This window comes from Pseudochelatococcus lubricantis, assembly GCF_011762225.1.
GTDB lineage: Bacteria > Pseudomonadota > Alphaproteobacteria > Rhizobiales > Beijerinckiaceae > Pseudochelatococcus > Pseudochelatococcus lubricantis.
Genome location: NZ_JAASQI010000003.1, coordinates 502,856 through 522,356, shown reverse-complemented (window position 1 = coordinate 522,356; position 19,501 = coordinate 502,856). Strand labels below are relative to the sequence as shown.

General features: G+C 68.0%; 14 protein-coding genes. 5 read left to right on the top strand and 9 right to left on the bottom strand.

Annotated features, from left to right (window positions below; translation table 11 throughout):
* Positions 1-14: 14 nt before the first annotated feature.
* The 4 genes from ptsP to FHS82_RS09160 all read left to right on the top strand — a co-directional run bounded on the left by ptsP (position 15) and on the right by FHS82_RS09160 (position 7,790).
* The gene (gene ptsP, locus FHS82_RS09175; protein ID WP_166951248.1) at positions 15-2,540 is read left to right on the top strand and encodes a phosphoenolpyruvate--protein phosphotransferase; all 2,526 of its coding nucleotides are present in this window, start codon (positions 15-17) and stop codon (positions 2,538-2,540) included.
* Complete coding sequence (pfkB, locus tag FHS82_RS09170) at positions 2,537-3,493, top strand: 1-phosphofructokinase (protein ID WP_166951246.1); 957 nt, start codon at positions 2,537-2,539, stop codon at positions 3,491-3,493. The genes ptsP and pfkB overlap by 4 nt, the downstream gene beginning before the upstream one ends.
* The gene (locus tag FHS82_RS09165; RefSeq protein WP_166951244.1) at positions 3,490-5,226 is read left to right on the top strand and encodes a PTS fructose transporter subunit IIC; all 1,737 of its coding nucleotides are present in this window, start codon (positions 3,490-3,492) and stop codon (positions 5,224-5,226) included. The genes pfkB and FHS82_RS09165 overlap by 4 nt, the downstream gene beginning before the upstream one ends.
* 116 nt (positions 5,227-5,342) lie before the next feature.
* The gene (locus FHS82_RS09160) at positions 5,343-7,790 is read left to right on the top strand and encodes a DUF3772 domain-containing protein (RefSeq protein WP_166951241.1); all 2,448 of its coding nucleotides are present in this window, start codon (positions 5,343-5,345) and stop codon (positions 7,788-7,790) included.
* A 4-nt stretch (positions 7,791-7,794) separates the two neighbouring features.
* Here the strand turns inward: FHS82_RS09160 and ada are convergent, their stop codons facing one another.
* Positions 7,795-8,883: a bifunctional DNA-binding transcriptional regulator/O6-methylguanine-DNA methyltransferase Ada gene (ada, locus tag FHS82_RS09155; RefSeq protein ID WP_246225207.1), complete on the bottom strand. Its 1,089-nt coding sequence runs from the start codon at positions 8,881-8,883 to the stop codon at positions 7,795-7,797.
* A 307-nt stretch (positions 8,884-9,190) separates the two neighbouring features.
* Here ada and FHS82_RS09150 point away from each other — a divergent pair, with 307 nt between their 5' ends.
* Positions 9,191-10,441: an MFS transporter gene (locus FHS82_RS09150; protein ID WP_166951238.1), complete on the top strand. Its 1,251-nt coding sequence runs from the start codon at positions 9,191-9,193 to the stop codon at positions 10,439-10,441.
* 13 nt (positions 10,442-10,454) lie between these two features.
* Here FHS82_RS09150 and FHS82_RS09145 read toward each other — a convergent pair whose 3' ends face one another.
* The 8 genes from FHS82_RS09145 to FHS82_RS09110 form a co-directional block, all read right to left on the bottom strand.
* A complete protein-coding gene (locus tag FHS82_RS09145; protein WP_166951236.1) occupies positions 10,455-12,236 on the bottom strand; it encodes a gamma-glutamyltransferase family protein in 1,782 nt (593 codons plus the stop codon).
* Between the two features lie 32 nt (positions 12,237-12,268).
* Complete coding sequence (locus tag FHS82_RS09140; protein ID WP_166951231.1) at positions 12,269-13,924, bottom strand: ABC transporter ATP-binding protein; 1,656 nt, start codon at positions 13,922-13,924, stop codon at positions 12,269-12,271.
* On the bottom strand, positions 13,924-14,778 hold the full coding sequence (locus FHS82_RS09135; RefSeq protein ID WP_166951226.1) for an ABC transporter permease: 855 nt from the start codon (positions 14,776-14,778) through the stop codon (positions 13,924-13,926). Before FHS82_RS09135 ends, FHS82_RS09140 begins: the two co-directional genes overlap by 1 nt.
* On the bottom strand, positions 14,775-15,728 hold the full coding sequence (locus FHS82_RS09130) for an ABC transporter permease (RefSeq protein ID WP_166951220.1): 954 nt from the start codon (positions 15,726-15,728) through the stop codon (positions 14,775-14,777). The genes FHS82_RS09135 and FHS82_RS09130 overlap by 4 nt, the downstream gene beginning before the upstream one ends.
* Positions 15,729-15,885: 157 nt before the next feature.
* The gene (locus FHS82_RS09125; protein ID WP_166951214.1) at positions 15,886-17,496 is read right to left on the bottom strand and encodes an ABC transporter substrate-binding protein; all 1,611 of its coding nucleotides are present in this window, start codon (positions 17,494-17,496) and stop codon (positions 15,886-15,888) included.
* Between the two features lie 85 nt (positions 17,497-17,581).
* Positions 17,582-18,283, bottom strand: coding sequence for an HAD-IA family hydrolase (locus FHS82_RS09120; RefSeq protein ID WP_166951207.1), 702 nt, complete (start codon positions 18,281-18,283; stop codon positions 17,582-17,584).
* 257 nt (positions 18,284-18,540) lie between these two features.
* The gene (locus FHS82_RS09115) at positions 18,541-18,795 is read right to left on the bottom strand and encodes a hypothetical protein (RefSeq protein WP_166951205.1); all 255 of its coding nucleotides are present in this window, start codon (positions 18,793-18,795) and stop codon (positions 18,541-18,543) included.
* Positions 18,796-18,866: 71 nt separating this feature from the next.
* Positions 18,867-19,358: an Lrp/AsnC family transcriptional regulator gene (locus FHS82_RS09110; RefSeq protein ID WP_166951202.1), complete on the bottom strand. Its 492-nt coding sequence runs from the start codon at positions 19,356-19,358 to the stop codon at positions 18,867-18,869.
* Between the last annotated feature and the right edge of the window lie 143 nt (positions 19,359-19,501).

The window sequence follows — 19,501 nt, the reverse complement described above, 5'->3', positions numbered from 1 at the left end:
GAGAAGACGCCGCCATGACTGTCAACGCTGCATCGTTCCTGCCGCGCGAGCTGATACGGCTCGGGGCGCGGCCCGCCGACAAGGCGTCGGCCATCGGGGAGGCGGCCCAGCTTCTCGTCGGCGGCGGCTGTGTGGAGCCCGGCTACGGCGAAAGCATGATTGGCCGCGAGGCGGTCGCCAACACATATCTCGGGTCAGGGGTCGCCATTCCGCACGGGCTGGGCGAGGACCGGCATCTGGTGCGGCGCGATGGCATCGCCGTGCTGCAGATCCCGGAAGGGCTCGAATGGAATCCCGGCCAGACGGTGCGTCTGGTCGTCGGCATCGCCGCCCGTTCGGACGGGCATATCGCCATCCTGCGTCGCCTGACGGGCCTCATTCAGGACGAGGCCTTGCTCGAACGGCTCTGCACCACCACGGACGCGGGCGACATTGCCCGGGCGCTGCTGGACGACGCCGGACCTGCCGCCACTGCCGCGCCGCCAGCCTCCGACCTGCCGGCGCGGATTGAGTGGACGGTGGCTTATCCGGCCGGGCTGCATGCGCGGCCCGCGAGCGCCTGGGTCGACGCCGCGAAGGCGATCGGTGCGCCGCTGCGCATCCGCCACGGCGGCGAAAGCGCGGATGCGCGCAATCTCGTGGCGCTGCTGCGGCTGGGACTGAAGGCGGGCGACAGCATTGTCGTCTCCACCGCTGCCGGCGATAATGCGGAAGCCGCGCTGGCGCGGTTCCGTGCCGTCCTCGACGGTCTTACGCCGGGCGAGAAGGAGCAGGCCGAGCGCGCCGCGCGCAGGATGAAGGCCAACGCGCGCGGCTGGAAGCCGGCGACGGCACTCGTGCCCCTCGTCGCGATGCCGGCAAGCCCCGGCCTCGCTATCGGCCGCGTGTACCGGCTTTCCGCCCGCGCGGCGGCGGTGCCCGACATCCCCGTGAGCCTCGGCGAGGGCGCGGCCCTGCTCGACATGGCGATCACGCGCACCCGCCTGCAGATGAAGGCGCTGGTCGACGACACCGGCCGGCGGTTGGGGGCAGACGACGCGGCGATCTTCCGGGCGCAGGCCGGCCTGCTCGACGACACCGATCTCATTACGCTCACCTGCCAGTCGATGGTCGCCGGCCACGGCGTCGCCTGGTCGTGGCACAAGGCCGTCGAGGACATGGCGAACAGCCTCGCCGCGCTCGGCAACCCGGTGCTGGCGGCACGCGCGGCGGATCTGCGCGATGTCGGCCGGCGCGTGCTAGGCCAGATCGACCCCGCCCTGGACGCCGGCTCCATCGCCGATCTGCCGGAAGGCGAGACGATCATCGTCGCGCCCGATCTGTCGCCGTCCGATACGGCGGCCCTCGATCCCGGCCGCGTCGCAGGCCTCGCGACGGCGCACGGCGGGCCGACTTCGCATACCGCGATCCTGGCGCGAACGCTCGGCCTGCCCGCCGCCGTGGCGGCCGGCTCCGCGCTGCTCGATGCGCAGCCCGGCACGCTGATGATCGTCGACGGCGACGCGGGTCTCATCTATCCCGATCCGGCGGAGGAGGACATCCGCTCGGCGCGGGACTGGATCGCCGCGCTCGCCGGCAAGCGCGCGGCACAGGAGGCCGAGCGGCAGCTGCCTGCCCGCACCGTTGACGGCCATGTGCTCGCCGTTGGCGCCAACGTCAACCGCCCGGCGCAGGTGCCGCTCGCGCTGGGCCAGGGCGCGGAGGGCGTGGGCCTGATGCGCACCGAGTTCCTGTTTCTCGAACGTGGCGACACGCCTTCGGAGGACGAGCAGTTCGAGACCTATCGCGGCATGATCGAGGCGCTGGAGGGGCGGCCGCTGATCGTGCGCGCGCTCGACATTGGCGGCGACAAGCAGGTTGCGCATCTCGCGCTGCCGCGCGAGGACAATCCCTTCCTCGGCGTGCGGGGCGCGCGGCTGCTGCTGCGCCGGCCCGACCTGCTGGAGCCGCAGCTCAGGGCGCTCTATCGTGCCGCGCGCGAGGGCGGCGACCTCTGGATCATGTTCCCGATGATCACCGCCATCGCCGAGGTAACCGCGCTCCGCCAGCACTGCGAGCGCATCCGTGCCGCACTCGACGCGCCCGCCGTGCCGCTCGGCATCATGATCGAGGTGCCGGCGGCGGCGGTGCAGGCCGATCTGCTCGCCGCGCATGTCGATTTCTTCTCCATCGGCACCAACGATCTCACCCAGTATACGCTGGCCATCGACCGGCAGAATCCGGAGCTGGCGGGCGAGGCCGACAGCCTGCATCCCGCCGTCTTGCGGCTGATCGATGCCACGGTGAAGGGGGCGGCGGCGCATCGCCGCTGGGTCGGCGTCTGCGGCGGCATCGCCGGCGATCCGTTCGGCGCAACCCTGCTCGCGGGCCTCGGCGTCGCGGAACTATCGATGACGCCGCGCGATATCCCGGCAGTGAAGGCGCGGCTGCGGGCCGGCCGGCAGGCAGATTTCGCGGCGCTGGCGGCCCGCGCGCTGGCGCTGGACAACGCGGCGGAGGTGCGCGCACTCGACGCCGGTATCCAGGGAGAGGCATCATGAGCATCATCACCGTCACGCTCAACCCCGCCATCGATCAGACCGTGACACTCGACAGGCTGACGCGCGGCGTCGTGAACCGGGCCTCGTCCGTGCGTCTCGACGCAGGCGGCAAGGGTTTCAATGTGGCTTCCTGCCTTGCCGACTGGGGCGTGCGCGCCGTCGTCACCGGGCTGCTCGGCGCCGAGAATCCGGAGGTTTTCGAGGCGCTGCTGCACCGCAAGGGCCTTGAGGACCGCTTCGTGCGCATCGCCGGCGCGACGCGCACCAACATCAAGCTCGTTGACCGCGAGGAAACGACCGACATCAACCTGCCGGGCTTCACCGCGACGCCGGAGGCGCTCGGCCGCGTCGAGGCGGAGATCGCCGCGCTTGCCACCCGTTCCGCGCTGACGGTGGTCGGCGGCAGCCTGCCGCCCGGCACGGCGGCGGACCATTATGCCACCGTGCTGGCGGGGCTCGCGGCCACCGGCACCTGTGCCATCCTCGACACGAGCGGTCCGGCGCTGGCGGCGGCGCTCGCGGGCACCGTGCGGCCCTACGCAATCAAGCCCAACCTCGCGGAACTCACCGAACTGACGGGCAAGAGCTGCGAAAGCCTGTCCGACGTCGCGGCGGCGGCAGTGGCGCTCTGCCGCACCGGCATCGCGCTCGTCGTCGTCTCCATGGGCGCGGAGGGCGCGCTTTTCGTCACGGCGGGCGGGATCCTCCGGGCGCTGCCGCCGCCTGTGACCGGCATCGGCAGCACGGTTGGCGCGGGCGATGCCATGGTTGCCGGCATCGTCGCCGCCCTGCGGGAGGGCGGCGACATCGAGCGCATCGCCCGGCTCGGCACGGCGTTTGCCGTCGGCAAGCTCGGGCTCGCCGGCCCGAACCTGCCGGGGCGCGAGGCAGTCGAGGCGCTGGCGGCACGCACGGGCATCGAGAGTGTGGCGACGGAGGAAGGGGCGCCATGAGGAAAATCTGGACCACCATCGATAGCGCGGACGACAGTGTCGCGGCGGTTCTGGCGGCCGAGGCGCTGCGGACCGCCGCCCGGACGCGCGGGCAGGAGATGGACGTCGAGGTGCGCCGCGGCGATGCCGTGCTGCGCACGCTCGATCCGAGCGGCATGGAGCCCGCCGACGTCTGGCTCTCCATCGGCGACAGGGCGGCCGACGATCCCCGTTTCGCCGCGCTGCCGCGCGTTCGCGGCAGCATCGCCGACGTGCTGACCGACCCCGGTGCGATTCTCGACCGCCTCGGCGGCGCGGCACAGCCGGCGGAAAAGCCGGAGCAAGCGACCGGGGAACCGGCGCGGGACAGCCGCCGCATCGTCGCTGTCACCTCCTGCCCGACGGGTATCGCTCACACCTTCATGGCCGCGGAGGGGCTGACGCAGGCGGCGCGGGCGCTCGGCTACGACATCCGCGTCGAGACGCAGGGATCGGTGGGCGCCGGCACGCCGCTGACGGACGCGGAGATCGCCGCCGCCGACATCGTGTTGATTGCCGCCGACCGGGAGGTGGATCGCGGGCGTTTCGCCGGCAAGCGGGTTTTCGCTTCTGGCACGAAGCCCGCGATCACGGACGCCAGGGCGCTGATCGCGCGGGCGTTCACGGACGCGCAGATGCAGACGGGCAGCGCGGATGAGGTTGTCGCGGAAGGCACCGCCGCCTCCACGGGCAGCGGCGGGCCCTATAAGCATCTGATGACCGGTGTTTCCTTCATGCTGCCCTTCGTGGTGGCGGGCGGTCTGCTGATCGCGCTCGCCTTCGCCTTTGGCGGCATTTACGCCACCGACGAATCGCAGGGCGGCACGCTGGCGCATGCGCTTTTCACCATCGGCGCGACCGGCGCCTTCACGCTGATCGTGCCGGCGCTCGCCGGCTATATCGCCTATTCCATCGCCGACCGGCCGGGCATCGCGCCGGGCATGATCGGCGGGCTGCTCGCGGCGAATCTGGGCGCGGGCTTTCTCGGCGGTATCGCGGCGGGCTTCATTGCCGGCTACGGCGTCGCGGGCCTCAACCGGCTGATCCGGCTGCCGAAGACCCTGCAGGGGCTGAAGCCGGTGCTGATCCTGCCGCTGCTCGGCGCGCTGCTCACCGGCCTGCTGATGATCTATGTCGTCGGCGCGCCCGTCGCGGCGCTTCTCGCCTTCCTGACGGACTGGCTGCGCGGCATGCAGGGCAGCAGCGCCGTCCTGCTCGGCATGCTGCTCGCCGGGATGATGGCGGTCGACATGGGCGGGCCGGTCAACAAGGCGAGCTACGCCTTTTCCACCGCCTTGATATCGAGCCATATCTACGCACCCATGGCGGCGACGATGATCGGGGGCATGACGCCGCCGCTCGCCCTCGCGCTGGCGACGCGCCTCTTTCCGAACCGCTTCACGAAGGAGGAACGCGAGGCGGGCGGGGCGGCCGCCGTGCTTGGCCTTGCCTTCGTCACCGAGGGCGCCATTCCCTTCTGCGCGCGTGATCCGCTGCGCGTCATTCCCTCGTTGATCGCGGGTTCGGCGGTGGCGGGCGCGCTCTCGATGGCGGTGAACGCGGAGCTGAAGGTGCCCCATGGCGGCGCCTTCGTGCTGGCCGTGCCCGGCGCTGTGACGCATCTCGGCGGCTACGTCGCCGCGCTGGTGGCCGGCACCGTGGTGAGCGCCCTGCTGCTCGGCTTCGTCAAGAAACCGGTCGTCGCAGCCGCGTGAGAGGCCGTGCGGGCAGGAGGTGTTCACGCCGGGCGGTTCGCTCTATGATCCCGCCTGCTTCGCGTTCCGGCAGGCCGAACACCGGCCGGAACGACCCACAAGGACAGCCATTCGTCATGCCGCGTACCGCCACCGTCTTTTCCGGTTTCCTTCTCCTGCTGATCGGTTGCATTCTTTTCATCGGGGTGAGCGTGTCGCCGGCGCTGACGGCGACGGATCCCGTGCCCCTGAACCAGAGGCTCGATACGCTGCGGTCCGCGCTGGAGCAGACGGACAAGGAGCTGGAGGCCGACGGACGAACCGATGCCGACCTGTCGCGCCTGCGCCAGTCCGTCGAGGACGCTCGTGTCGATATTCTCGCGATCATCGACGAACTGACGCCGCGAGCCGCGGCGCTGAATGCGCAGCTTGAGCAGCTCGGCGCCAAGCCGGAGCAAGGCGCGCAACCGGAAAGCGAGAACATCGCCAGCGAACGCGCGGACAAAAGCGCCGCGCTCGCCGAACTGAACGCCGGCGTCAAGCTCGCCGAAACATTGATGGTGCAGGCGAACCAGATATCGACACGGATCAGCGACCTGCGGCGCACGGCCTTCGCCCGATCCCTGTTCGCGCGCAGTTCCAGCCTCTGGAACCCTTCGCTATGGCGGATGGCGGGCGAGGCACTGCCTGGCGATCTTTACGTCATGAACCGGGCGTTCGGAAACTGGGGCGCGGACCTGCTGCGCCGCTTTCAGGAGGGCGGGCTGGGTTATGTCGTCGCGGCGGCCGTCGTCGGCGTGCTGCTGCACTGGCTGCGGCTGCGGGTGCTGCCGCGCCTGACATGGCGCGATCCGGACATAACGGAGCCGAGCCGGCTGGAGAAGGTGCTTAAGGCGCTGGGGATCACGCTCGCGCGGTCGGTTCCCATGGCGGGCGCCAACCTCGTGCTTTACCTGGCGCTCCAGTCGGAAAACCTGCTCGGCGGGCGCATCGCGCCCGTCATCTCGTGGTTTCTGTTCGGCATCGTCTTCCTCGTGTTCATGCGTGCGCTCTCCGATGCGCTCTTCGCCCCCGATCTGACGGCCTGGCGGCTGTTCGAGGTTGACGATGAAACCGCCCGTCATCTGTCCAGCGTCACCAACCTGGGCACCATCGTCATCCTCACCGGCACGGTCGCCCAGGCGGTGGTGGCGGCCATTGGGGCTGGCCTGCCGCTCGTCGTGCTCACGGACGGCGTCTGGGCGCTCACGGTCGCGGGGTTGATGGTCTGGGCGCTGCGGGGGCTGAAGCGGCCGGAGCCGTCGGACACCGACGACTTCGGCCCGTATGTATCGCCGGAAGCGGATTATCAGGGCATCGTGGTCGCCATCTCGTGGCTGGCGGTGCTTGCGATCGTGCTGGCGGTGACGATCGGCTACATCGCCTTCGCGTCGTTCATCGTCGGCCAGATTGTCTGGATCCTGAGCGTGCTGGGGCTTTATTTCCTGCTGCGCGTCTTCGTCGAGGAGCTTGTCGAGAAGCTGCCGGGGCGCCATTCCCGCGCGTCGCTTTTCCTGCAGACGAACATCGGGCTGCGCCGCCGCGCCGTGGAGCAGCTCAGCGTGATCACGGCCGGCATCCTCAAGATCGTGCTGCTCGGCGTCGTCGTGTTGCTGATCATCGCGCCGTGGGGCATGGAAACGAACGATCTCTACACGTCGTTCCACGCGGTGCGGGTGGGCTTCAGCATCGGCGAGATCTCGATCTCGCCCATCGACATCATGACCGCCGCGCTGACTTTCGCGGTCATGATGGCGGTGACGCACGCGCTGCAGCGCTGGCTGGAGAACAAGTATCTGCCAACGACGGGCTTCGACGCAGGCATCCGCAATTCCATCCGCACGGCGGTCGGCTATGTCGGCTTCTTCCTCGCCGTGGCGCTGGCCAGCACGCAGCTCGGCCTCAGCCTCAGCCGCATTTCGCTCGTCGCCGGCGCGCTGTCGGTCGGTGTCGGCTTCGGCCTGCAATCGGTGGTGAACAACTTCGTCTCCGGCCTCATCCTGCTGTGGGAGCGCCCGATCCGGGTGGGGGACTGGGTCGTCGTCGGCTCGGACCAGGGCTATGTCAGGCGCATCAACGTGCGCGCGACCGAGATCGAGACATTCGACCGTGCCTCCGTCATCGTGCCGAATTCCAACCTCGTGTCGGGCGTCGTCAAGAACTGGCTGCACAGCGGCCGGACGGGGCGCATCACGATTTCGGTCGGCGTCGCCTACGACTCCGACGAGGACGAGGTGCGCCGCGTGATGACGGATTGCGCGAAGGCGCATCCGTCCGTCATGAAGCACCCCGAGCCCGTCGCCTTCCTGATGGAGTTCACGGACACCAAGATGCGGTTCGACATGCTGTGCTTCATCGGCAATATCCAGGAATCGCTGACCGTCACCAGCCAGCTCAATCTCGCCGTGCTGAAGCAGTTGCGCGCGCTGGGCTACGTCCCGCCGCGGCCGCTTGCGCCTGAAACGTGGCACGTCGGCGGCGCCGCTCCGGCTGTGACGCCTGTAGGGGCGCCGAAACTGCCGCCGGAAAGTCCGGACGCCTCCTGACTTTTCAGGCGCCCGCTTCCCTCTCGATGAGGGCGCGCTTGCGCTCCACGCCCCAGCGGTAGCCGGAGAGCGCGCCGTCGGTCCTCACCACGCGGTGGCAGGGAATGGCGACCGCGATGGCGTTGGCGCCGCAGGCTTGCGCGACGGCCCGCACGGCAGCGGGCTTGCCGATGCGCCGGGCAATCTCCGCGTAGCTCGCCGTCTCGCCGGGCGGAATGTCGCGCAGCGCCTGCCAGACGCGCTGCTGGAAGGCGGTGCCGCGTATGTCGAGCGGCAGGTCGAGGCCGAGGCGCGGCGCCTCGACGAAGCCGACCACCCGGGCGACGAGCTGCTCGAACGCGCCGTCGCCGCCGATCAGGTTGGCATTGGGGAAGCGGTCCTGAAGGTCGCGCACCAGCGCGTCGGGATCGTCTCCCAGCGTGATGGCGCAGATGCCCCTGCCGCTGCAGGCGACGAGAATCGCCCCGAGGGAGCACTCGCCAACGGCAAAACGGATGTCGGCGTCCCTGCCACCTTGCCTGAACGCGGTCGGCGTCATGCCCAGCACCTCGTCGGATCGTTCATAGAAACGGCTGCTCGAATTGAAGCCGGCGTCGTAGATCGCGCCCGTCACGCTGGTCCTGTCGTTGGCAAGCCCCTGCCGCACCCGCTCCGCCCGCCGCGCAGCCCCGTAGGCCTTCGGCGTCAGGCCGGTGGCGGCCCTGAACAGGCGATGGAAGTGGAAAGCGCTCACGCCCACGGCGGCCGCGAGCGCTTCCAGCTTCGGCGGCTCCTCGGCTTCCTCGATCAGCCGGCAGGCGCGGGCAACCACCGCGGCCTCGGCCTCGGCCGGCGACGGCCCATCCGGGCGGCAGCGCCGGCAGGGGCGGTAGCCCGCTGCCTCGGCATCGGCGCAGGTGGCGTAGAAGCTGACGTTTCCGGGGTTGGCCGTGCGCGACGGGCAGGAGGGGCGGCAGTAGACGCCGGTTGTCCTGACCGCGTAGACGAACGTGCCGTCGGCGGCTCCGTCACGGCCGACGACGGCGGGCCAGCGCGGGTCCCGCTCCGTCACGGCCGCCCGTTGCGTGGCGGGTCTCATCCTGACAGGGGTCATCCTGCTTTTCCTTGCATTGTGTCCTGTCACGACAATGCGGCCGTCGCCGCGCTGGCGCACTCCGGTCCTTGCTCTCGAATCCGGACGGCGGGACCGTCGATCGGCGGCACAAGCATATTGTGCTTATAGTGCCGCCGAGATTGGAAGTAAATTAAACGGCTGCCGTGCCATCATCTTCCCCAAAGCGAATGAACCGTCCCGGCCTGTCACGCGGGGCACGGCGGACAGCAGAGGGCGAAAACGTGATTGGGCGGGGGCATTCCGTAGCAGTTTATTCCGGCAGCATTCGTTCCGTGCCGGTGCGGTCGTGACCGCCTCGGCCCCGGCGGCGGCCTCCCGCTATCCGCAGGGAGCGGCGGCGCTCGCGCCGATCATCACGGGCGCGCTCATCCTGCAGGTCGCCGGCACCGCCATCCATACCTACGTGCCCCTCTACATGGCGCTGGCGGACCGCGCGCCCTTCATGATCGGCCTCGTGGGCGCGGGTTATTCGGCGGGGTTTCTGGTCGGCTGTTTCACGATTCCCGCGCTGATCCGCCGTGTGGGCCACATCCGCGCCTTTGCGGTCTTCGCGGCGGTGCAGGCGGCCGTGACGCTTTGCCTCGCGCTGACGCCCGTCGATCTGTGGACCGTGCTGCGGTTCGTGGTGGGGGCGGCCTCGGCGGGCCATTTCGTCTGCATCGAAAGCTGGATCAGCGGCCAGGCGGAGCCCGCCCGGCGCGGCCGCATATTCGGCCTTTACCAGATGCTGAACCGGCTGGCGCTGATTCTGTCGCAGGTTGCTGTCGGCTATCTGGCCCTGCGGATGGAGAGCATGTTCATGCTGGCGAGCATCGCCTTCTCGCTGGCGCTGGTGCCGGTGGCGCTGACCAAGGCGCGCAGTCCCGACACGCCGCCGCTCGTTTCCGTCAACCTGCGCGCACTGTGGCGCGATGCGCCGACCGCCGTGGGAGGCTGTCTTTACGTGGGTCTCGTCGGCGGAGCGCTGAGCTATGTGGCGCCTGCCTACGGTATCATGATCGGCCTCGACAGGGAGGGTGCCATCCTGCTGACGGTGGCCTCGCAGGTGGGGGCGCTCGTGATGCAATGGCCGATGGGTCTGTTCGCCGATCGCATCGATACGCGCAACGTCATGCTCGCCTCCGTCGGCCTCGCCCTTGCCGCGTCGGCGGCGACGCTGTGGGCCGTGCATCACGACGTGCCCCATCTGTTGTGGGTCATGACAGGCCTGTTCACGCTCGTGGGCGCGGGCAGCATGCCGATCTATGCGATTTCCGTCACCCACGCCTACCGGCATATCGAGCAGGATCAGGCGGTGTCGCTTTCCGCGGCGCTGCTTTTCCTGTGGGCGGCGGGCGCCAGTGCCGGGCCGCTGCTGGCGAGCGCGCTGATGCAGATCGTGGGGCCGCACGGTCTGCTCGGCTACATCGTCGGGCTGTCGGCGCTGATGCTGGTTTTCCTCGGATATCGCATTGCCAGGAAGACTTCGCCCGGCCGCCCGGCCGCCGAGGATGGCATCGGCGCGGGAGCTGTGCCGGATGTCGGGCCGCGGCATTGATGCCGCCGGCACCTTATCGCCCGATGGCATAGGCTTGCATCAGGCGGGGTGTGGCGGCTGCGCGCAACAGGCCGTCGGCGTCCCGGCGCGCAGCCGTGACGCGGCCGATGCTCCATGCCGGCGCGACATTGAGCCCATGGCCGCGCGCCCGCAGCGCCGCAAGAACGTCGGCACCCGCCGTTTCCTCGATCGTCAGATCGCCCGGCTTGCAGGTGCGCGGATGGAAGGAGGCCGGGAAATGCGCCGTGTGGAACAGCGGCATGTCGATCGTCTGCTGAAGGTCGAAATGCCCGTGCACGTAGCGCAGGAAGAAGGCGAGCTGCCACTGGTCCTGCTGATCGCCGCCGGGCGTGCCGAAGGCGAGCGTCGGCCGTCCGTCATATAGCGCGAGCGAGGGCGTGAGCGTGGTGCGCGGCCGCTTGCCGGGCGCGAGCGACGTGGGCAACCCCGGCTCCAGCCAGAACATCTGCGCGCGGGAATTGAGGCAGAAGCCGAGCCCCGGCACCACCGGCGAGGATTGCAGCCAGCCGCCGGAGGGAGTGGCCGACACCATGTTGCCGTCCCGGTCGATGACATCGAGATGGACGGTGTCGCCGCGTCGCGCCGTCAGATGCGCCATGGTCGGCTCGTAAACCGCGCCGCCCTCCATCTGCGCCAGCATCCGCGTGGTGTGCGCGTGCTGTTCCTCGAAGCCGGGCAGGCGGCCCGGCCGCAGCAGCAGGGAGGCGTCATCCGCGATCAGCCGGCGGCGCTCGTCGTTGTAGGTGTCGGACAGCAGGCGGTCGAGCGGCACGTCCGCGAAGGCGGGATCGCCGTAATAGACCTCGCGGTCGGCGAAGGCGAGCTTCATCGCCTCGACAACCGTGTGGATGAAGCGTTCGCCGGCGGGATCCATATCCGCGAGATCGATGCCCTTCAACAGCGCGAGCGCCTGCAACAGCACCGGCCCCTGGCCCCACGGGCCGGTCTTCGCCACCGTCCAGCCGTGGTAGTCGTAGGTTTGCGGCGCCTCGACGGTCGCGCGCCAGCCGGCGAGATCGTCAGCGTTCAGAACGCCCTTATGACGCGCGCCGCTCGCGTCCATGACCTCGGCGGTGGCCAGATAGGCCTGTATCGCCTCGGCGACGAAGCCGCGATAGAAGGCGTCTCGCGCGGCCTCGATGCCCGCCTCGCGTCCGGGCCGGGCCTCGGCCTCGGCGACGATGCGCCGCCACGTGGCCGCGAGCGCCGGATTGCGGAAGTCGGATCGCGGCGCGGGCGCGTTGCCGCCAGGCAGCCACGTTTCGTAAGAGGTCGGCCATTCCCGCCGGAAGAAGTCGCCCAGTTGCGCAATGGCGGCGCTGACCTGCGGCAGCACGGGATGGCCCTGGCCGGCATAATAGATGGCGGGCTCCAGCACGTCGCGCACGGTCATGGTGCCGTAGTCGCGCAGCATCAGCATCCATCCGTCGAAGGAGCCCGGAATCACGGTGGCGAGCAGGCCGTCGCCGGGAATCAGCGACAATCCCTGCGCGCGGTAGTGGTCCATGGTGGCGCCGGCGGGGGCGGTGCCCTGCGCGCAGAGAACCTCCACCCTGTCGCGCTTGCGGGAGTAGAAGATGGCGGGCAGATCGCCGCCGGGGCCGTTCAGATGCGGCTCCACCACCTGCAGTGTCAGGCCGGTGGCGATGGCGGCGTCGAAGGCATTGCCGCCGCGTTCGAGAATGCTCATGCCGACAGCCGACGCGATCCAGTGCGTCGATGTCACCACGCCGAAACGGCCGAGGATTTCGGGGCGAGTGGTGAATGTGGCCATTGCGCTTTCCCTTTCCCGCCGATGCGGAGGCGTCATTCGTGGGCGAATTGTTCCACGATCTTCGCATTCTGCTTCAGATTGTCCAGCCAGCCCGGATCAAGCTGCGGTACGGACGATATCAGGAGCTGCGAATAGGGATGCCGCGCGCCGCCGTCAAGCTGGCCTGGCAGCAGCTGCTCCACCTTGCGCCCGCCGTACATGACGACGACCTCGTCGCAGATGGCGCGCACGGTGTTGAGGTCGTGGCTGATGAAGATGTACGACAGGCCGAGTTCCCGCTGAAGCTCCTGAAGCAGCTCCGTCACGGCCGCCGCCACCACGGTGTCGAGCGCCGAGGTAATCTCGTCGCAGAGCACCACGGACGGGTCGGCCGCCAGCGCGCGGGCGAAGTTGACGCGCTGCTTCTGCCCGCCGGACAGTTCCCCCGGCAGGCGGTTCTTCAGCGCGCGCGGCAGGCGGACCATGTCCATCAGCTCATCGATGCGCCTGTTGCGCGCCGCGCCGCGCGTGCCGTGGTAAAAGGTCAGCGGCCGTCCCAGAATGTCGCTGACGGAGCGCGCGGGGTTCAGCGCCGTGTCGGCGAGCTGGAACACGATCTGCACATGGCGCAATTCCTCCTTGCTGCGCTTGCTGGCGAGCCCGGGCAGCGCCTTGCCGTTGAACAGCACCTCGCCGCGCGCGGGTGGCAGCAGGCCGGCGATCACGCGCGCGAGCGTGCTCTTGCCGCAGCCCGATTCCCCGATCACGCCCAGATTGCTGCCGCGCTTCAGGGTGAAGCTTACGTCGTTCACCGCCAGCATGACGGGCAGACCGTCCTGCCCCGGTGCGCCGTAGCCGGCGCTGAGGTTCCGCGCTTCGAGCACCGGCGCGTCGGCGCTGTCGGCGGCCGCGCGGTCGTGGCGCACCGGCTCATAAGCGGCGATCAGGGTTTTCGTGTAGGGATGCGCGGGCGCATGGAGGATCTGCCGGGTATCGCCCGCCTCCTGCACCTCACCGTTGCGCAGCACGAGGATGCGGTCGGCGATCTGCGCCACCACGGCGAGGTCGTGGGAGACATAGACACCGGCGATCCGCTTGCCTTGCATCACCTTCTTGAAGGCGCGCAGCACCTCGATCTGGGTGGTGACGTCGAGCGCCGTCGTCGGTTCGTCGAAGATGACGACCTTCGGCTCGCCGATGAGCGCCATGGCCGCCGCGAGGCGCTGAAGCTGCCCGCCCGAAACCTGATGCGGATAACGGTCGCCGATGGTTTCCGGGTTGGGCAGGGCGAGCGCGCGGAACAGCTCGATCGCCTTCCGCCGCGCCTCGTCCCGGCTGCCGAGCTTGTGGATCTGCGCGATCTCGATGACCTGCGTCAGGATCGTCTGCGAGGGGTTGAAGGCGGCCGCCGCGCTTTGCGGCACATAGCTTACGAGCTTGCCGCGCAGGTTTGCCCGCTCGTGCTCCGTCTGTGCCGAAACCTCGTAGCCGTCGACGAAGACGTGGCCGCCGGTGATCGCGCAGCCGTCCCGCGTGTAGCCCATCAGGGTGAGCGCCGTCGTGGTCTTGCCCGAGCCCGATTCCCCGATCAGCGCCACGATCTCGTCCGGCGCGATGCTGAAGGAAATGCCCCGGATGATCTCGACCTTGCGCCCGCTGTCCGTCACCGCCCCGACATGCAGATTCATCACTTCAACGAGGTTCTTCATCACTCACTCCGGTCGCGGATGCGGGTGGGGAGGTTATCGATCAGCATGTTCACGCTGATCGTGAGGCTGGCGATGGCTATGGAGGGCATCAGCACCGCCGGCGCGCCGAGCGCGAGGCCGGAAATGTTCTCCCGCACCAGCCCGCCCCAGTCGGCGTTGGGCGGCTGCACGCCGAGACCGAGGAAGCTCAGGCCGGAAAGCAGCAGCACGATGAAGACGAAGCGCAGGCCGAAATCGGCCATGACCGGGCCGATGATGTTGGGAAAGATCTCCTCGCGGATCAGGTAGGGCAGGCGCTCGCCGCGCGCCCGCGCCACCTTGACGTAGTCCGCCGTGTTGACGTTGACGGCGAGCGCCCGCGCGAAGCGGAAGGCGCCGCACGAGTAGATGGCGGCCAGCGTCAGGATCAGCACCGGAATGGACGAGCCGACGGCGGCGACGATGACGAGGCTGAGCAGCAGGTTCGGAACGCAGCCGAGCGCGTCGATCGCGCGGCTCAGCACCGCGTCGAACCATCCGCCGACGGTCGCCGCCACCATGCCCATCGTCACGCCGATGAAACAGGCCAGCATGACGGCCGCGAGCGAGATGCCCACCGTGTAGCGTGCGCCGTACAGGATGCGCGTCAGCATGTCCCGGCCGAGGTAGTCGGTGCCCAGCCAGAACTGCGCCGACATCCCGCCGAAGTAGTCGAAGTCGACGATCTCGCTCACCGGATAGGGCGCGAGCATCGGCCCGAAGATCGCCACGAACGCCCAGAAGACGACGACGGCGAGGCCGATGAGCCCCACGGCGTTGATGCGCCAGCCGAGCCGCCCGCGCGCCGCGCGGCGGGAAGCGATGTCCTCAGTCATTTGCGCAACCTCGGGTTCGAAACGATGGCGATAACGTCCGCGATGGTGATCAGCAGCAGATAGCTCAAGCAGAAGATCATCGCGCAGGACTGGATCAGCGGCATGTCGCGCGTGGCGACTGCGTCCAGCATCAGCTTGGACAGACCGGGGTAGTTGAAGATCGTCTCGACGATGATCACGCCGCCGAGCAGATAGGACAGGCTCAGCGCGACGGCGTTGGCGATGGGTCCGAGCGCGTTGGGCAGGGCATGGCGCAGCACGATGCGCGACCGGGAGGCGCCCTTGAGCAGCGCCATCTCCACATAGGGCGTCCGCAGCGTATCGATCACCGCCGCGCGCGTCATGCGGATCATCTGCGCCGAAATCACGAAGGACAACGCCACGACCGGCATTGCATAGACGCGCAGCATCTGCGTGAAGGAAGTCACCTCGTTGGCGAAGGACAGCGCCGGCAGCCACTGGAGATAGACCGCGAAAACCAGCACGGCGCCCGTCGCCACCATGAACTCTGGCACGGAGATCACCGCGATGGACAGGGTGCTGACGACCCTGTCGAACCACGAGTTGCGCCAGATGGCCGAGGCGATGCCGAGCAGCAGCGCGACGGGCACGGACAGCAGCGTGGTGACGGCCGCGAGCTTCAGGGAGTTGCCGAGCCTTCCCGAAATCATCTCCGACACCGGCAGGCGGTTGACCAGCGACGTGCCGAGATCGCCGACGAAGAGCCCGCCCAGCCAGCGCAGGAACCGCAGGATCGCCGGCTCGTCGAGATGCATGGCCTCGCGCAGGCCCGCGACCGCTTCCGGCGTCGCGGCCTGACCCAGCATGATCTCCGCGATGTCGCCGGGCAGCATGTTCGTGATGGCGAAGACAACAAAGGATACGAATATAAACGTCAGAAAGGAGACCCACAGACGGTGAAGCACCATCGCGGTCATCGTATTGCTCATGGATGTTCCCCTGTCGGCCCCTCGGGGCGGCGGCCGGCGCCACGCCGTCGGCCCGGGTCGGGAGCGCGCCCGTCCGGGCAGATGCGGCATGGCGGCCGTCCGCGTCGTGTGCGGCGTGCCGCGGGCGCCGGCGGCCGGCCGTGCCCGCGGCGCGGCATCATTCGGCAAGCCAGATGTACTCGGGGAAGGCGAATCCCATCAGGTTGCCCAGCGGGTTGGGCTTCATGCCCCGCACCTTGCTGTTTAGCGCATCGAGGTTGGCCATGAACAGCGGGATGACGGTGCCCGCCTGCTGCGCGACCATAACCTGCATCTCGCCGTAGAGTTCCTTGCGCTTCGCCTCATCCAGCTCGCCGCGCGCCTTGACCAGCAGCTCATCGAATGCGGCGCTCTTGAACCGGCTCTCGTTCCAGGCTGCGTCGCTGGCATAGAGCAGCGAGAAGTAGGAGTCCGCGGTCGGGCGCGCGTTGATGTTGCCGAAGTGCATCGGCGCTTTCAGCCAGTAGTTAGACCAGTAGCCATCCGCCGGCACGCGCTTGATGTCGAACTTCATGCCGATCCTCGCGCCCTCCTGCTGCAGCACCGAGGCCATTTCCACGGACAGCGTCGCGGCGTCCGAGGCGACGACCGGAATGGTCTGGTTCAGCAGGCCGGATTTCGACAGGTGGAACTTCGCCTTTTCCGGATCGAACGCGGCCGGCTTCAGCGCGGCGTTATGATAGCGGTTGGTGAGCGGCAGGGGCTGGTCGTTGGCGATATCGCCGATGCCCCGCGCCACGGCCTTCAGGATCTGCTCGCGGTTGATCAGATGGCGGATACCGGTGACGAAGCCTTCCGCATCGCCGGGAGACATGTCCAGCCGCATGTTGAGGTTTGTGTAGCCGCCCGAGGGCGTGATCATCATCTCGAAGCCGGGTTGCGCCTCGATCTGGCGGATGGCGCGCGGGTTCATCGAGCCGACGATCTGCACATCGCCGGAGAGCAGGGCGTTGACGCGCGCGTTGTCGTCCGGAATGCCGATGAACTCGATCTCGTCGACCCACGGCCCGCTGGACCTCCAGTAGTTGGGATTGCGCACCGCGATGGAGCGCACGCCCGGCTTGAATTCCTTGCAGAGGAAAGGCCCGGTGCCGTTGGCGGTGGTGAAGTCCTTGGTGCCGTCGGCGATGATCATGAACTGGTGGATGCCGAGCAACGTAGGCAGGTCCGCGTTGGGCGAGGCCAGCGTGATCGTGACCGTGGTCGGATCGACGGCCTTGATCTCCGTCATCTGCTTGGCGATGGCGTTGACCTTGGAGCCGACGGCGGGGTCGAGGTGGCGCTTGAGCGAGAAGACGACGTCGTTCGCGTCGAGCGTCTTGCCGCTGTGGAACGTGACGCCGGAGCGCAGCTTCACGGTCCAGGTCTTCGCGTCGCCGGTCTCGATACTTTCGGCGAGTTCCATTTGCGGCGCCAGGTCCGCGTCGAGGAAGGTGAGGCGGTTGTAGAAACTGCACAGGCGCACGTAGTCCGTGGAGTGCGAGGCGATGGCGGGGTCGAGCGTATCGGCGGTCGACGTGGTCCATCCTGCGGCGCGCACCTTGCCGCCCTTGCGCGGCGTGGCGGCATGGGCGCGGCCCGCGCTGCCCAGCACCGCGCCGCCGGCCGCGAGCGACACCCCGCCCGCCATCAGGAAGGCAAGAAGCTCGCGCCGCGAGGCGCCGCGCCGGATGGCATCGAGCACGCGCGCATCGTCGGCTTTCGTCCAGTTCGTGATATTGTTGGTCATCTGAATTCCCCGTCTGTCGTTGATTGGAAGCTGTCAGTTGCGTTTGTCGCACTTCTCGTCAGGTGGCGGTGCTGTCGGCCCGCGATCACAGGGCGGCTTCCGCCAACGCCGCCATGCTGGTGAAATGATAGTCCGGCTGGGTGAACGCCTGCGGCGCGATGGTGCCGCCGTAACCGGCCTGCGCGTGACGGCGCTCGATCCAGCAATTGGCGATGCCGAGCGCGCGCGACACGCCGATGTCGTGGTACTGGCTCTGCGCCACGTGCAGCACGTCGTCCTTGCCGTAGCCCCGGGCGGCGAGGTCCGCCAGTACCTGCTCGAAGAATGCCGGGTCCGGCTTCTCGACACCGGTGTCGTCGACCGTGAAGCTGGCGTGGAAGGGGCTGCCCAGTTCCTTCTCGAACAGCGAAAAGGCCCAGCGCTGCGCGTTCGTCATGGCGACGAGCCTGTAGCGCGCGGCGAGCGCGGCCAGCGCCGCGCGGCTGTCGGGGAAGCCCTTCCATAGCCGCACGTCGTTGCGCAGCCGCTCGCCCGTCGCCGCGTCGGCGGGCAGGCCGAGTACGGGCGCGATGCGGCCGTAGACGCGCGGCAGGTCATCGGGAAAACGCAGTGCCTCCGGCTCGTAGCGCGCGTTGCGATAGAGCGTCAGCGCGGTTTCGGCGTCGAACGCCTTGCCATTTTCCGCCGCGATGGCGGCGAGGCTACCCGTCAGTCCGTTTTCGAAGTCGATCAGCGTGCCGACGACGTCGAATGTCATGACCTTGAATGCAGATAGAGGCTTTGACACTGTTATTCCTCTCCGGAAGGAAGATTAGAAACGCGATCGCCATGACGGGCGCACCCGTGCGCAAGACACACGATCTGGCATGGATAATTGTTCACGTATCACGGCGGCGGAAAATCCTGCCGTTGCCGCTCGCTCTTATGACGACATCAAGCAATTGTTATGCCAGGAACGAATTTTTACTCCCCTCGCATCCCCTCATGCGTATTTTGGGCGTAACCTGTTGAGCTGGCGCTTGAAACGAGAATTCCTGCTGCCTTCTACCAATGTCGATTCTGCAAGGCCCGGCACTGGCAGATGCACTGAAATGCCACCCCCTTGCGGCAGATATTTCCGAAAAAGAATGCCGTCGCGGCAGAAACGCGCAGCCCGCCGGCGAGGTCGGCCAGCGGCGCGGGAATCTGCCGGATCACGCAGAACCGTCGTCTTTCACGGGGCGTCGCCGCGGCATAACCTGCGGTTTGGAGTCGATAACCGCCCGCAATCACGCATGCCGCCGCATCTGGCGCGGCCATGGGCACCGTGCAAAAATTCGATGCAGGGCGCGGCAACGTGAGCGGCCTTGCTGCATCGACGGCCGGGTGTGTCAGTGGGACTCGTCGAAAAGCGCGGTCAGCGGGTAGTGCGCTTTGATGAAGGGCGATTTGATCACGACATAACTGAAGTATTTGTCGATGCCGATATCGCGTTGCAGCAACTGTTCGATTGTTTCCTGGTAATGGACGATGCCACGCGCGACGAACTTCAGCAGATAATCATAGCCGCCGCTGACCAGATGGCACTCCACCACCTCATCGAGATTCCGGATCGCCGACTCGAAACGGAAGAAATCGCCATGCCGATGATCTGAAAGTGTTATTTCGGTAAAGACCGAGATCACCTCGCCAAGCTTCGCCATATTGATGGTGGCGCCATAGCCGCCGATGTAGCCGGCTTTTTCCAGCCTGCGAACCCGCATGAGGCAGGGGCTGGGCGAAAGGCCCACGGCGTCCGCGAGCTTGACGTTGGTGATGCGTCCGTTTTTCTGCAGTTCCGACAGAATCTTGAGATCTATACGGTCGAGCTTGGGTAATCTCATCGAGATGCGCTTTCGGCGTAACGCTTGTGCTGTGAATCGTTCCCTCTGGCCCGGACTGTCGTCCGGGCCAGAAAATACAGCACATTATTTCGCGTCACGCCAGTGTCGCGATTTCCAGGTTCACTCCTCAGCTGATATAAAAC

Bases quoted from the DNA above. Each gene is read 5' to 3' on its own strand.
- ptsP (WP_166951248.1), top strand. From the start codon at position 15: ATGACTGTCAACGCTGCATCGTTCCTGCCGCGCGAGCTGATACGGCTC.
- pfkB (WP_166951246.1), top strand. From the start codon at position 2,537: ATGAGCATCATCACCGTCACGCTCAACCCCGCCATCGATCAGACCGTG.
- FHS82_RS09165 (WP_166951244.1), top strand. From the start codon at position 3,490: ATGAGGAAAATCTGGACCACCATCGATAGCGCGGACGACAGTGTCGCG.
- FHS82_RS09160 (WP_166951241.1), top strand. From the start codon at position 5,343: ATGCCGCGTACCGCCACCGTCTTTTCCGGTTTCCTTCTCCTGCTGATC.
- ada (WP_246225207.1), bottom strand. From the start codon at position 8,883: ATGACCCCTGTCAGGATGAGACCCGCCACGCAACGGGCGGCCGTGACG.
- FHS82_RS09145 (WP_166951236.1), bottom strand. From the start codon at position 12,236: ATGGCCACATTCACCACTCGCCCCGAAATCCTCGGCCGTTTCGGCGTG.
- FHS82_RS09140 (WP_166951231.1), bottom strand. From the start codon at position 13,924: ATGAAGAACCTCGTTGAAGTGATGAATCTGCATGTCGGGGCGGTGACG.
- FHS82_RS09135 (WP_166951226.1), bottom strand. From the start codon at position 14,778: ATGACTGAGGACATCGCTTCCCGCCGCGCGGCGCGCGGGCGGCTCGGC.
- FHS82_RS09130 (WP_166951220.1), bottom strand. From the start codon at position 15,728: ATGAGCAATACGATGACCGCGATGGTGCTTCACCGTCTGTGGGTCTCC.
- FHS82_RS09125 (WP_166951214.1), bottom strand. From the start codon at position 17,496: ATGACCAACAATATCACGAACTGGACGAAAGCCGACGATGCGCGCGTG.
- FHS82_RS09115 (WP_166951205.1), bottom strand. From the start codon at position 18,795: ATGGCCGCGCCAGATGCGGCGGCATGCGTGATTGCGGGCGGTTATCGA.
- FHS82_RS09110 (WP_166951202.1), bottom strand. From the start codon at position 19,358: ATGAGATTACCCAAGCTCGACCGTATAGATCTCAAGATTCTGTCGGAA.